This window comes from Vreelandella venusta, assembly GCF_015689495.1.
GTDB classification, from domain to species: domain Bacteria; phylum Pseudomonadota; class Gammaproteobacteria; order Pseudomonadales; family Halomonadaceae; genus Vreelandella; species Vreelandella venusta.
The window spans coordinates 1,994,685-2,007,213 of sequence record NZ_CP065135.1; the positions used below are offsets into that span (position 1 = coordinate 1,994,685).

General features: G+C 50.5%; 20 protein-coding genes. 11 read left to right on the plus strand and 9 right to left on the minus strand.

Translation table 11 applies throughout. The features are described from left to right. The first annotated feature begins 22 nt into the window (after positions 1-22). A complete protein-coding gene (locus IR195_RS09500) occupies positions 23-826 on the plus strand; it encodes a hypothetical protein (RefSeq protein ID WP_206049584.1) in 804 nt (267 codons plus the stop codon). A gap of 47 nt (positions 827-873) precedes the next feature. On the opposite strand, the gene IR195_RS09505 is transcribed toward IR195_RS09500, so the two are convergent. The 6 genes from IR195_RS09505 to IR195_RS09530 form a co-directional block, all read right to left on the minus strand. Next, positions 874-1,833 (minus strand): hypothetical protein, encoded by a 960-nt coding sequence (locus IR195_RS09505; protein ID WP_206049585.1) that lies wholly within the window; start codon positions 1,831-1,833, stop codon positions 874-876. Continuing rightward, positions 1,826-2,668: a hypothetical protein gene (locus IR195_RS09510; protein WP_206049586.1), complete on the minus strand. Its 843-nt coding sequence runs from the start codon at positions 2,666-2,668 to the stop codon at positions 1,826-1,828. The genes IR195_RS09505 and IR195_RS09510 overlap by 8 nt, the downstream gene beginning before the upstream one ends. Before the next feature lie 78 nt (positions 2,669-2,746). After that, positions 2,747-2,911 carry a hypothetical protein gene (locus IR195_RS09515; RefSeq protein ID WP_206049587.1) on the minus strand — a complete coding sequence of 55 codons (165 nt, stop codon included), beginning with the start codon at positions 2,909-2,911 and terminating at the stop codon, positions 2,747-2,749. Further along, a complete protein-coding gene (locus IR195_RS09520; RefSeq protein WP_206049588.1) occupies positions 2,908-3,204 on the minus strand; it encodes a hypothetical protein in 297 nt (98 codons plus the stop codon). Before IR195_RS09520 ends, IR195_RS09515 begins: the two co-directional genes overlap by 4 nt. 8 nt (positions 3,205-3,212) lie before the next feature. Continuing rightward, positions 3,213-3,485, minus strand: a complete 273-nt coding sequence (locus tag IR195_RS09525; protein WP_206049589.1) for a hypothetical protein — start codon at positions 3,483-3,485, stop codon at positions 3,213-3,215. A gap of 45 nt (positions 3,486-3,530) precedes the next feature. Continuing rightward, complete coding sequence (locus IR195_RS09530) at positions 3,531-3,683, minus strand: hypothetical protein (protein ID WP_206049590.1); 153 nt, start codon at positions 3,681-3,683, stop codon at positions 3,531-3,533. Positions 3,684-3,996: 313 nt separating this feature from the next. On the opposite strand from IR195_RS09530, the gene IR195_RS09535 reads away from it, so the two are divergent. Beyond that, positions 3,997-4,248 (plus strand): hypothetical protein, encoded by a 252-nt coding sequence (locus tag IR195_RS09535; protein WP_206049591.1) that lies wholly within the window; start codon positions 3,997-3,999, stop codon positions 4,246-4,248. A 1,420-nt stretch (positions 4,249-5,668) separates the two neighbouring features. Here the strand turns inward: IR195_RS09535 and IR195_RS09540 are convergent. Continuing rightward, the gene (locus IR195_RS09540; RefSeq protein WP_206049592.1) at positions 5,669-6,703 is read right to left on the minus strand and encodes an SDH family Clp fold serine proteinase; all 1,035 of its coding nucleotides are present in this window, start codon (positions 6,701-6,703) and stop codon (positions 5,669-5,671) included. 62 nt (positions 6,704-6,765) lie between these two features. Next, positions 6,766-7,470 (minus strand): S24 family peptidase, encoded by a 705-nt coding sequence (locus tag IR195_RS09545; protein ID WP_206049593.1) that lies wholly within the window; start codon positions 7,468-7,470, stop codon positions 6,766-6,768. A 154-nt stretch (positions 7,471-7,624) separates the two neighbouring features. Between IR195_RS09545 and IR195_RS09550 the strand changes: the two genes are divergently transcribed. Genes IR195_RS09550 through IR195_RS09560 form a run of 3 tightly spaced genes read left to right on the plus strand, consistent with a single transcriptional unit; the run spans position 7,625 to position 8,464 of the window. Further along, complete coding sequence (locus IR195_RS09550) at positions 7,625-7,852, plus strand: helix-turn-helix domain-containing protein (RefSeq protein WP_206049594.1); 228 nt, start codon at positions 7,625-7,627, stop codon at positions 7,850-7,852. A 58-nt stretch (positions 7,853-7,910) separates the two neighbouring features. Further along, positions 7,911-8,240, plus strand: coding sequence for a hypothetical protein (locus tag IR195_RS09555; protein WP_206049595.1), 330 nt, complete (start codon positions 7,911-7,913; stop codon positions 8,238-8,240). Between the two features lie 32 nt (positions 8,241-8,272). Further along, the gene (locus IR195_RS09560) at positions 8,273-8,464 is read left to right on the plus strand and encodes a hypothetical protein (RefSeq protein WP_206049596.1); all 192 of its coding nucleotides are present in this window, start codon (positions 8,273-8,275) and stop codon (positions 8,462-8,464) included. On the opposite strand, the gene IR195_RS20535 is transcribed toward IR195_RS09560, so the two are convergent. After that, on the minus strand, positions 8,461-8,592 hold the full coding sequence (locus IR195_RS20535) for a hypothetical protein (RefSeq protein ID WP_277395565.1): 132 nt from the start codon (positions 8,590-8,592) through the stop codon (positions 8,461-8,463). The genes IR195_RS09560 and IR195_RS20535 overlap by 4 nt on opposite strands. 11 nt (positions 8,593-8,603) lie before the next feature. On the opposite strand from IR195_RS20535, the gene IR195_RS09565 reads away from it, so the two are divergent. The 6 genes from IR195_RS09565 (at position 8,604) to IR195_RS09590 (ending at position 12,527) form a co-directional block, all read left to right on the plus strand. Beyond that, positions 8,604-9,545 (plus strand): replication protein, encoded by a 942-nt coding sequence (locus tag IR195_RS09565; RefSeq protein ID WP_206049597.1) that lies wholly within the window; start codon positions 8,604-8,606, stop codon positions 9,543-9,545. 2 nt (positions 9,546-9,547) lie between these two features. After that, on the plus strand, positions 9,548-10,369 hold the full coding sequence (locus IR195_RS09570; protein ID WP_206049598.1) for an ATP-binding protein: 822 nt from the start codon (positions 9,548-9,550) through the stop codon (positions 10,367-10,369). Next, a complete protein-coding gene (locus tag IR195_RS09575; RefSeq protein WP_206049599.1) occupies positions 10,366-10,878 on the plus strand; it encodes a NinB/YbcN family protein in 513 nt (170 codons plus the stop codon). The genes IR195_RS09570 and IR195_RS09575 overlap by 4 nt, the downstream gene beginning before the upstream one ends. Then, entirely contained in the window at positions 10,868-11,179 is a 312-nt protein-coding gene (locus IR195_RS09580) for a hypothetical protein (RefSeq protein WP_206049600.1), read from the plus strand. Before IR195_RS09575 ends, IR195_RS09580 begins: the two co-directional genes overlap by 11 nt. Beyond that, a complete protein-coding gene (locus tag IR195_RS09585) occupies positions 11,179-11,547 on the plus strand; it encodes a hypothetical protein (RefSeq protein ID WP_206049601.1) in 369 nt (122 codons plus the stop codon). The genes IR195_RS09580 and IR195_RS09585 overlap by 1 nt, the downstream gene beginning before the upstream one ends. A gap of 425 nt (positions 11,548-11,972) precedes the next feature. Further along, the gene (locus IR195_RS09590) at positions 11,973-12,527 is read left to right on the plus strand and encodes a hypothetical protein (RefSeq protein WP_241006824.1); all 555 of its coding nucleotides are present in this window, start codon (positions 11,973-11,975) and stop codon (positions 12,525-12,527) included. Positions 12,528-12,529: the final 2 nt, after the last annotated feature.

Below are 12,529 nucleotides of genomic sequence, written 5' to 3' on the forward strand. Positions count from 1 at the left end.
TCTTGATCAAAGTGAGGTTAATATGAAGCCTGAGAAAGTAAAACGAAGCATTGAACGATTCCGGGATTATTCATCAGACCTATTGTGCTCTGATAACGCTACTTTTAATGATAGATTAAGAATGCTTGTTAATTTTCTTGAAAATGATGAAGTGCTTTCAAGAATTGATAAGCAACTAGCTGGTTATAAGGCGGATGAGTTTTATGTATGGTATTCTGGCAGAAAAGAAACTTTTACTGGCATGGCTGGAAGTGGTGATCTAGAGTTCCCTACTAATATAAATGATCGTATTGCTTTTATGTATCAAATAATAAAGAAGGTTAATAGTGAAGAGTTGAGTTTGATAAATTTTGTTCGATGCTTTTTTGCTACAGGGCCTCAATATAATAGTATGATTTCAACTTTTAATGATGCGGTAAGCATGCCGCTTTTCAGAGAAATTAATTATAAGCTGGAGGAGATTGTTGATGAGCTGCCCACTGATGATAAACAGGATGTTAATCCTAGTGTTATACAAATAATAGGACAAGCTCATACAGTCGTGCAGCAGAGTGTTGTGGGGGATAATAATAAGCTTGTTGCATCTATTGCTAATAGCCAATTAGATGATGAATTCGACTCCCTTAGAGCCGAAATGAAAAAATATTTATCTGGCAGTGATCTTAACGATTCTTTAGAAGCGGTCGACTCTGCACAGCAACTTATTAAAAGCGATCCACCGAAGAGAAATCCTGCCAAAATTCTTTTAAATACATTACCGCATATTGGGAATATTGGAACAATTGTCGCTAGTATACTAACAATTATTAGTAATATTCCATCTTGAGAATATGGTAAGTGAAGATGGTTTGCATCAGCACTTACCATGATTGATTAAGCAGCCTGTTGAATAATATTCTTATATCCTGGCCATTCACTAACCCCAGCTGCTTCTAGAGCTAGTAATTTAGCCTCTGAATTAAGTAGCCGATTATACTCTTTGAAGCTAATGGTGACCGTCTCCGGTTTCTCTGTTGGCGTAGCCGGTGATTTGTAAGAATCAGCGGCAGCGCTGAGGCGGCTTGTATTAAGCGGTTTATGCTCAGCAGCGGCGGGCAGGGGAGCTGGTTCTGGTTCTGGTTCAGGTTCAGGTTGAGGAGGTGGGTTTCGTTTGGCTTCCTGCTCTGCCTTGAAATGGCGCAGCTCTTCAAGTTCTCGCTGTTCAGCCTCGCGCTTCTCGTTTTCTTCGCGTAAGCGGCGACGCTCTGCTTGTATCTCGGCTTGCTCGGCAGCTAGGCGCTCTTTCTCAAGAGCGCGGCCGTGCATTTCGCTGATGTACTGTAGTACTTCCGCTTTTGCATCCTCGGCCTCTTTGGTCACGTCAAAATAGCCGTCGGTGTCGATGTTCACGGCTGAGTCGTGCAGCTCAGCTAGGCCGGTAGAATCGAGCCCTACCGCTGTATCTCGGTAGCTGAGGATTTCGACCTGGATGCGTTCGCGCAGCTTGGCGATGCGCTGTTGCTTTTCACGCTCGGCGCGCTCGTCCTCGTGCTGCCTTGCGTCTCTCAGCGGCTGCTCAATCTCTTTCAAATCAGCAGTTAGCCGCTTGCCGTAGTTATTAACTTGGTCAATAAAGTCGCGGTGTGGCTTAGTGATTTTTTTGCGACGTTCTTCTGTCTTGGTGCGGTAGCCGGTAAGTTCTTTGATGCCTTTTTTGCAGAGCTCATAACCCTCTTTGGTCTGCACATTGGGCACCGTGCCGTACTTCTTGCGCAGCCCTGCCAGGGCCTGCTCTACGGCATCTAGCTCGATCAGCTCGCCTTTGTAGTCGGTGTTGGGGGCTGCGTTAGTCATGGTTCGCTTCCTCTTTTTGCTGTTTGGCTTTTTCTTGCTCGGCATAGACGCGGGCGATACCTTCATCGCGGGCCTTGATGATTACGTTGCGTCCATCATCCGGCTCCATGCCAGCCATTTTGGCCTTATCTGCAACACGCTGAAGTACGCGCTCAGCCGCCAAAGTGATGCTTTTTGGATGGGGGATTTTGTTGCGTAGCGTATCGGCTTCACGTTTGAGCCAATCGCGGTACTCGTCTTTGTATCGCTCTATCTCAGCGTCTTTATCTTCGGCAACCTGAATAGCGGTTGCCGCCTGCTGGACATCCTTGTAGTCCTTCTTGTCGAACTTGCCGTAATAGACGTCAGCGGCGAATCCAAGAAGGCTTAGGCATTTCTTGATGGCATCGGTAACCGATTTTTTAGCGGGGTCTTCGTCTGTTACCCAGTAGTTGCCTCTTGTGTAATAAACAGCGGGGGTGTGGCCATACTGACTAATTTCGCCTAGTTCCCCTTTCCACTTGTACCAAAGAGCTAATCGAATTGTGTGCGTTAGCTCGTGGCCAAGTAGCATGCCTTTTTTATGGTCGTAAACGGGGGCGCCTTGATCAAAGCGATCTACTTCGATTCGATAGCCCCAGCCGATACCTATTGGGCCAAATTTTTTGGTGGCTAGTTCGATAACGTGCATAGCGTCAAGAGCGGTTAGTTTTTGGCCCTTAACTTCTTTTTCCTTAATAGCTGTGGTCGGTGTCTTATCAACATCACGCCATAGCTCTAAGTGATCGGCGCTATCGACAACGCGATAGCGTCCGGAAGGCACGCGAATGCGTGGCTTCTCATTAATTGAATTCATGGTTTATACTCCCCAATGATCTTCCCAGACGTTGATCGACTTTGCCCCTATCCGTGTTCGCGCACTAAAAGGGGCTTTTTAGTTTTCGCGGCTTGGCTCTTGGTCCTGTGCTCCCGCAAGCAGCTTGCCTAGCTCAACGTGGTCATTGACGTTCAAGCTGGTGCTACCTTTTGTGACGTAGTAAACCGCCACGCCAGTCTCTTCATCCCAGCCCGCTTTGCCTGTGAGTCGCCATTCGCTCATGCGGCCCTCCAGCTTGCTTCCATTTCTGCCTGTTCTTCTTCGAGACTAAACTGTTCATCTTCGGCAACGTCTTTTGCCCATGCGTACAACACGCTTTGACCAACAGTGGACTGGATATAGGCATCGACCATATCCGCCACTGTTGTTGATGCTGTTAGCTCATCGACTGCGCTGGCCAAGTCACCAACCTCATTCAGATATGTGCCGAATCGTGCAATGCCTTCGGCGTCACCGTCATGTATCGACTCACTCAGGGATTCGGCGCGTAGTTGGATTTGTTTGTTGCGGTTCATAAAGCACCTCAGAACTGAACCAGTAATGGGGAAGGGTAGGTGGGGGTGAATGCAGCGGGGCGCATTCCTGGACATACTTCTGCAGCGTTACCGCGATAGTCTGGGTGCCCTGTACGGTCTAGCGGATCAATGCCACGTACATTTTCCGCTTCCCACACCGCGACTTCCTGGCAATATTTCCGATGCATACGCTCTTTATCGGATGCATCCAGCTTGCTGGCCACGTTCATGCTGCCGATGATGGCGGCAAGCGCGATTAGGCTAAGCGTTCTCGTAGGCATGTCGTTTCACCTTGAAGATGAGTGGAATAAGGATGGACGCGGCTCTCACCGCCAAACCTCACGTAACGATTTCTCAAGCCGTATATCAGCTAAGCGCTGATCTAACTCCAAACGCCGTCGGTAGCGGACGGCGGCGTCATCATCTGCTTGGCGCCGTAGCTTTTCTTTGCTGATTGCCTTAGTGGGTAGAGTTGCCATAAAACCTCCTGAATATTGCGCGCCGCCTCTGCAGCTCTCGCAGTGCCAACATTGAAAGAAGGGAAGCGGCGCGGGCATGACGACTCGGCAATAGGCCATGCCGTAAAAAAGCCCGCTGGGCGCGGGCAAGCAGGGAGCTGATGCGGATACATCGATATGCTGCCTGGCGCTTCCCCATAGCCCATGGCAGTCATGAGGCAAGCAGCATACCGATGCCGCCTGTATTCTCAGCCCAGGCGGCAGGCATTAAGTGGCACTATCGCAGCTCCCGCGTCTTAGTTATCCTGAAGTTTCCACACACCAGGAGCTAAAAATGGAACAACCACCAAAACTGCCGCGCGTTGCGGCGTTGACGGATGTTGATTTTGGGCAGCAGCACGAAGAGCTGAGAAAGCACTTAAGCGCGCTATCAACATTGGCTGCCAAAGCTGATCCCTCTGGGGTTGTTGCCGCAGCTCATGCTCAATCATGTATTAACAACTTGTTTGCAAACTTGGATGCTCGTATGCAAGTGCTAGAACAACTTGCTATGTGGGACGGTAAGTACCCCACTAAATACGAGTAATGAACTATTGGTGAAAGGTTGGCTGTCATCGCCTGCGTTGGCAGCCATCTCATTCATAAGCGCCTGCTCAAGCTCCCGCTGCGTCTTGCGAAGTTTGGTTATTTCGCTTTCTTTATGTGTGATGGCCTCATGGTTTTGTTGAGCCGCTAGATAAAGTGCTTTCAATTCTTCGTTCATAACGACCTCTTCTAGAGCCGGTTGAGGGCCACAATGCGTGGCTTTCTGTCGTGCCATTCCTGATAGCCCGTAATGCTATCGATGCCTTCCTTAGCGTCAGTCACCGCCAGACTCAAAATCTTCCTAGCTGGGAAGGGCCGCCAGGAAGGTATTTCAAGAACGCCGTGCCACCAGGCATATGTTCCTCCCTCGGTTCTTCGTGTTGCTGAATAGAAATACCGTCGCTTAATCACATCTTTTCTCCACACCGTTGATCCGAAAACCAATTCAGTGAATTAGCTTTCGGATGCCCCCTGTCATCAGCAAGGGACTCCGTCGAACTCTCGTTCCTTACGCACAACTGGTGTCACTCACCGGCAGCCTGGGGTCGCAATCCAGAGTGCCTACGTCTCCACGTCAGTTAGGAAACGCCCCGCGACGAGTGCATCTTGTATGTGTGCTTTCTCGCCTCCGCATACGGGGTGGCTGTGCGCGTACTACGGCATGTTGTTAAAGAGCGTGGCCTGTGAGGGCCTGAACACGTTGTGGTGTATTCGTGCTAATAAAATTAGCTTGATGCTAAATATTCGTCAATAGCAAAATGCTAAATTTTTTATTTAGCGCATAAAAAAACCGCCTCGATGGGCGGTTATTCATATTCAATTTTTTGCTTATTAGCCGTCACATGCGCAGCCGCAGGGTCTAGTGCAGTTGTAGCTCCGGCTAATGCATGAGTTACCACATGCTTCGCCTTTGCGACATACTGTGTAGCAGCCACTCTGTGCAATGCCTAGCTCTTCATGAGACTCTCCAAGAATCTGCTGACATTCTTCATCTTCAAGCTGTGGGGGACTGGGTGCTGGGTAATGCTTGTGTTTGCGTTTCAGGGGTGGATGCGTTTATGGCGGACCCTGTTGCTGACGCTGGTAGAGTTATGAGCAATGCCATAATGATAATAGCTAGAAATTTGGTCATCAATGTTCCGACAAAACATTTTATGATTTATGGGGCTCGCCGCATTAGGGTGGCTTAGGGCGGTAGGGCAAAAAATTTCGGCATGATACAAAAAAACCCGCCTTAGGCGGGTTCTGAATTTTTGCAGTACACTCAGCTTCAGATTCTAGCCAGAAACTCTTCACCAAGAAATCTGCTTCTACGCTCAGTAGCAGGTTCTTCCGTACTTCTTTTGGCGTTTTCGTAAGAGCGGCGAACAATTTCCTTTGTCTGCTTTGATACGTCAACGCTCACTTGCCGTTGTCCATATTTACGCATCCGGCTCTCCGGTTTCATGTTCATGACTATTGTCGTCCTGGTGTGCATTCATGGTCTGAATGGCTTTGTCTTCTTCAGAGTAGACATCAAATGCATGGTTCAGGTTCAAAACTAATGGAGTATCATTGTTTGAAAGGGCATGCCTATCAATGCCTGAACCTAGTTGTTGAATGAGTACACTCAAACCTTCGCATGGCTTGCTAACGGCTGAGAAGAGAGATTTTTCCGCTTCTTCTCTGTCTATTGCGAACCCATGAGATGGATAACCTGAAGTGAGCTTGCCAATTGCTCCTGCCTTTAGGTTGGCTCCATCCCAATGATTAGTCAAGCGGGATCCATAGTCCTCGGCGATTCTCATAGCTCGAATAAATTCACCGTACTTCATTAAATCGAGCTGGGCTGTGACTGGGCTCATTAGCTGTCCAGTCAAGTTTGTAGCTACCTCAAGAGCCTGTTTCGTGCTTAATCTATAGCCTAGACGGAGCTCTAAAAATTGCTCTCTAAGCATTTCAATTGACTGAAAATTGATTGCTCTCAGTGCTTCAGATGGATTTAAGCCGGATAAGCGCTCACCAAATTCTTCATGGTTCATTACTTGTATATCCAGCGGGCCTAACTGACCACCATCTGTCATGATCAACTCTTGAGCACCGAGTGCCACCAGAGTACCTGAGCTTTTACAGTAGCCAGATACTAAGACCTTGAAATTTTTGTATTTTCGCTGAAATGCGCGGGCAATAGTATACGCACTATCTGGAAGGCCTCCGAGTGTAGACAACCAAAGAACTCCAGTATCCTGTCTGTGTTCTTCGGGTGTTAATTGGAGGACTTCAAATACCTTGTTATCGCTATCAAACGTTATCTGACCGCTATATACTATTAAATCAATGCCTAAGTCAAGCAGTATTTTTTTACGTTGTTCAGCCACCTGGTCCCGTTTAGATTTGGGTTCGGGTTCGGATACGGTTTCGCCCCCACTGTCTTGGTCAGCTTGAAGAGTATTCAAGATGGAAATGGAACTAGTCATTTATCCCCCTATTTTTGGCTGCAATCAAACTTTTTATAATATAAATCGCTAAGTTTTCCCATCTAGTCAAATACTTCCCACCAGAACACTCGTCCGATGATCTTCGGAGCATCGGGACCCATAAGGCTGTGCATTTCTTCCGGGTACTCATCTGAGTTGTCGCTAACAAGACGCACGCGACCTAAAGGCATTTTGTAAAGACGCTTGATACGCAGCATGCCACCGTGATCAAGGGCATAAATTTTGCCATCGATGATATAGCGAGTGCCTTTATCGATAGCGATAGGGGAGCCATCGGCAATCGTTGGTTCCATTGAGGTGCCGGTAGCGGTGGCACATGCCGCGTTTTCTGGAGATACACCGCGCTTGGCCAGCTTTGACAGAGGGAAGCGCATCGTATGCCCATGGTTCTCGATTACCTGAGTGCTGCCATCACCAGCTGCAAACTCCACTTCTCGGAAACAAGGAAGTTCAACCTCGTCATCTCTAAGCGGAGTGTCCTCATCCAGTATTTCCGTGTCGTGAAGCTCTAGTTCATTAGGCCCCCGAGGCTTATGGATAAAGCTCGCACCTGCGTTGTGGCTATCGATATCGGAATCAGCGTGCGTCCTATCCAACCAGCCAACAGGCAAACCTTCCGCGCGTTCTATTTTGCGCGCGAGCGTATCCCCCAAATTCCTCACTGACTTTTTCGAGGTTATCTGGCTGAGCGTAGAGGCTGATGTATCCCATTTGTCAGCACACGCCGCTTTTGTGCGTGTCTGCATGAGTTTCAGCAAGTTTTCTTTGCGAATTTGGTAAGCGTCCATATTTGGATATTCGCAGTATTTAGCAGAATGATAAATATGCAAAATGCTAATCCTTGCTTGATTTTAAATTAGCGCAAAGCTAAATTGTTTAGCATTAAACAGGAGATGCCGTATGTCTCATCAATTACGAATTTGGCTTAGCAAAACATCATCCGATCAACGACAGCTGGTAGCAGAGAGCGCTGAAACGTCAGTGGCTTATCTGTGGCAGCTCTCGGGTGGACATAGGAAAGCATCACTTGAAATGGCCAAGCGGCTTCAAGACGCCACTGATGGTGAGCTGACTATTGAAGGCTTGCGCCCCGATATTTTTGGCGATCCAACAACACAGGTCGCCTAATCCCTGCCGCCTGCCTGTGAAGGCCGCGATCTCAGCAAAAACGAAGAAGGAAGCCTCAATGCTGAACCGTGAACCTCGTATTCCCACTACCCGCAAGGCGGAAGGCGAGCACTTGGATAACCCTGCTCGCGTGCGCTTTAAGGATTCGGAATACCTCGCGCTGGAACAGGTAGCAGAAATGCGCCACGGGGGCGTTATCTCCCACGCAATACGGGAGTGCGCCTTAGTGGGCATGGAGGTCATTAACCTCCGGCAAGACGTGCTGCTAAAGCGATTGGCCGAAGGCCAGAGCATACAAGCCGCACAAGACGACATGGTGGAAGCCCTCATGGCGCACCTCATCGAAAACCGCATCACTGAGCAGATGATGCAGCGCTTACGCGCCTAGCAGAAGGGCCGGATTAGGCCCGAGGAGTGACTGTGAACCGTGCAGCATTAACGCGCACTTATCGGCGCATGACGCCACAGCACCAAGAGGTGGTTGCACAGGAAGCATCGCGGCGCGGGGTGGCAGTAGAAGACGTGATGCTTGATCACGCGATTGCTATCGCGGGGCCGCTGAAGGATCAGCTTTACAGCTTACGGCGTAGGCAAACGTTACGAGCGGTTTAGTGCCAGCGGGCTAACGCCCGCTTTTTAGGGGCGATATGGGGCCCTGTCAGGTCGTCTTGAGATAAGCCATAAACGACAAAGCCCAGCATTAAACGCTGGGGAGCGTGCTGGGCTTTGAAGTAAATCATGTGAGTTAATTATGACTAATACTGCTGAGATTTTCCAGTTTCCACGTCGAGAAGACGTCGATAGGCCGGAGCCTGAGCGCTCTGGCAGGGGGCCACAAGTGGAGGATGGATACACTCGCATAGCCAATGAGTTGTTCGATGAGATTATTGGAGCGCCAGTTACTGATCGTGAACGCCGCGTAGTGCTAACCGTGGTTCGCTTGACGTATGGCTGGAACAAAAAGAGTGATCGCATCTTCGCGGAGGACGTTGCCAAGCTAACCAAGATGCATGAGTCCCGTGTTTCAAAAGTGATAAGTGAGTTAGTTCGTCGCAACGTTATTTTCCGCAAAGGTGGCAGCCGCTCACCGATCACTTTGAATAAGGATGTTCCAAGCTGGGAACCTTCAAACGGCTCAAAACGGAAGGCTCCGACAAAAAGAGCCGAGTCGGCCCAAAATGAGCCGGTTAAACCAGCCCAAAATGAGCCGACCTATAAAGACAGGAAAGACACTAAACCCTCTTCACTACGTTCAGAGGGTGAACCATCCGCATCGTCTGAGCTTGAGCTGACGCCACCGGATACACCCAAACCAAAACCTAGCGCGGCCCCATACCCCGATGACTTCGAGGCGGCATGGTCGGCTTACCCGAAACGTGCTGGCGGAAACCCCAAAAAATCAGCTTTCAAGGCGTGGAGTGCTCGCCGCAAGCAGGGCGTGCCTGCCGAAACTATGCAGGCGGGCGTGGAGCGATACGCCCAGTTCATCCGTGCCAAGGGTGACGAGCGCACCGAGTTTGTCATGCAGGGGCAGCTGTTCTTTGGGCCTAACGCTGAGTACGAGAACGACTGGCTCCCACCTGCGATACGACCAGCCCAGCGCAGCGATGGCCGCATGGGGTTCGCCCAGCCGATGCCTGTGGGCTCCTACGGCACCAACGATCTTGAACTCCCAGCGTGGGCGAGGGATTAACCATGGCTCAATCACTGACAACAACTCCGCAAGTGCGCGGCCAGTTAGCCAGCATGCTCGCCGGTACCGCTGAAAATAAAGCTGACAGCTGCCGTATTCATGGCGAGTTTACCAATACCAAGATGCCTAACGGTCGGTGGGCTGGGTGCCCCCACTGTGCGCTTGAGGATGCCAAAGGCGTTAGCCAGGCCGAGGTGAATCAGACCAGCGAAGCCAGCAGCCGCCGGCGACTTGGGAAGCTGCGCGAAGACTCGCTGATTCCTAGGCGTTTCGTAAACAAAACCCTCAGCGGTTTTGAGGCGCAAAGTCGCGAGCAATCGTATGTATTGAGCGTTTGCCGTGCTTATGTCACCAAGTTTGATGAACGCCTGGAGCAGGGCGGTGGGCTGGTTTTCACCGGCAGCGTAGGCACTGGCAAGAGTCACTTGGCTTACGCGATCGGTAACGCACTGCTAGCCAGCGGGCGTGTGGTCATGGGAATCGATGTTTATGAGCTGATCGACCTGATCAAAGAGCGAGCTTTCAGCAAGGAGAAAGCAGGCAGCGAGCGAGAGGCGATTCGCGCCTTCGTTGGTGGGCTAGACCTGCTGATTCTGGATGAGGTGGGCGCGCAGCTCGGCACCGAGTGGGAGCGCTTGATGCTCTTCAAGATCATCAACGAGCGCTACAAGCAGATGCTGCCGACGATCCTGATTAGCAATCTGGAAGCTGACAAGCTCGAGGAGTACATGGGCAAGCGCATCATCGACCGGATGCAGGAAGGCGGCGGTACCACGCTCAAGCTGGATTGGGGCAGTTACCGGAAGCAGCGAGGTGCGGCATGAACAAGCAAAAGCCATTTGTTAGCCGTGCATCGTCAGTTCAGGAAGCGTTGGCAGCCGTCGCCAAGCTCCCCCGCGTTTTGACAACGGCTATCCAGCAGTGGGGCCAAGTCGAGATCGTTATCCAAAAACATGAACCCAGACGAAGCCTTGATCAAAACGCCCTGCAATGGAAGTGGTGCCAAGAGGCCAGTCAGCAGGGTGACCAGACTGCCGATGAATATCAAGCGTGGTGCAAGTTGCACATTGGCATGGTGATTCTCTGTCGTGATTCTAAGAAGTACGCCGACGCCTGCCGTCAAGTACTCGGTGACCTTACCTATGAGCAAAAGCTGGCGTTGATGCGGCATCCGTTCGACTGGCCAGTGACCCGCGCTATGAACAAAAAGCAAAAGGCCGAGTACCTGGACCGAGTTTGGCAGCACTTTACTGGCCTGGGGATGCGGCTGACTGATCCCAACCTGCGTGGCTTCTGTCCAGACGAATACAAGGAGGTGAAGAATGCTGCCTAACGAGTGCTATTTACCCACCAAACCGCACCGCTGCCGTCAGTGGTTGAGCAACGTGCACGAGATAGATAGCTGCGTGCTTTGCGGTACCTGGGGCATCCAAGCCGCCCATAGCAACCAACACCGTGGGCGCGGGCAGAAAGCTAGCGACGCATTAACAGCTGCGCTTTGCCCAAAGTGCCATGGTGAAATCGATAACGGTCAGCACTTAAGTCGTGAGGAGCGCCGAGCGCGGATGAACGAGGCCATCGTTCTAACACTGGATCAACTAGCTAGGCGACAGCTAGTTAAGGCGGTGAAGTGATGATGCACAACAACAAACGGCTGGCGGCCCTGGGTCGCCTTAAAGCTGGTCAGATGAACAAGACTGAGGCGGCGTACGCTCAGTATCTGGAAATACTCAAGCGTGCCGGTGATATCCAGTGGTACCGCTTCGACGGCATCAAGCTACGCCTGGCTGATAAAACGTTCCTTACCGTGGACTTTGCCGTTATGGCAGGCGATGGCGTTATGGAGCTACATGACACGAAGGGTAGTCCTCGAATATTCACAGATGATGCCCGAGTGAAGATGAAGGTGGCGGCTGAAATGTATCCGTTCCGGTTCAAGGTGGCGTATCCCCTTGCCAAGAAGCGCGGCGGCGGCTGGAAGATAGAGGAGATAGCAGTGTAATGGGACAGCATATAGAAGAGATCCGTGACCTGGCACTTAATGATCCAACAACCCGAAGGGCGCTTGATTCCGTTCGTTACGGAAACCTTGATTACGTGACTGCAATGGAGGTTCTGGCTCTTACGAAGCACCAAGAGGTGGAAATTCTTAGGCAGCGACTCATAAGAGAGATGCATTCGAAGGAGTCCACGCCAATTAAGATGTCGCTAGATTCAGTTTGTAAAAGTATATCCGAGTGCAACACCGGAATGGATAAAAGACGTTTGGAATGAAGTGGTTGCAGAGATAAACGCAACGCAGCAGGCAACAAAACGCAACAGTTGCGCAATAACGCAACGAAAACGCAACGGTAGGGGAAAGTGATGCGGTATATCTCAGCTCGACAGATGATCTTTGACGCGTATCACGAACAGCGTGGAAGCGTTATGGCTTATGCGCAGGAGATAGCGCGCATGGGCGCCCAAGTGCAGACCACTCAGCGCAACAACAATGACTGGCGTATTGTGAATGGACTGGAAGCGGGCGCGGTGATTAGTGCCGTTGAGAAACAGCCAGCGCACTTGGCAGCGCTAGCCCGTTACTGCTTCGGGCCGTTTACCAAGAATGAGTTGGCGGGGGATCGGGAGACCGTCGAGATAGCGCTATACCAGCAAATGCTTCATAAGGGTGTAAAGCTTCCAGGGCAGGGTAAAGGTAAGCCAACTGCTCAGCAGCTTGAGACCCTTCGATATCTATGTATGGCTGCGCTTTACCATCATAGTGAGGTGACGTGGCCGTACTCACGCCAGGGTTTACGCTCGCCTAATGCCGTTCGTAAGTGGTTTAATGAATACTTAGGTGCTGAGCTCAATGTGAGATTTTGGTCTCGCACGGATAGAGCTAGCTGGGGAAATATATGGCAGCATTTGTTGTTAATTCTTGATAGCTGGGAACAGCATTCGCTTCAGCCAGTCGCGGTATTAATAACCTTAGCTGCATAGTT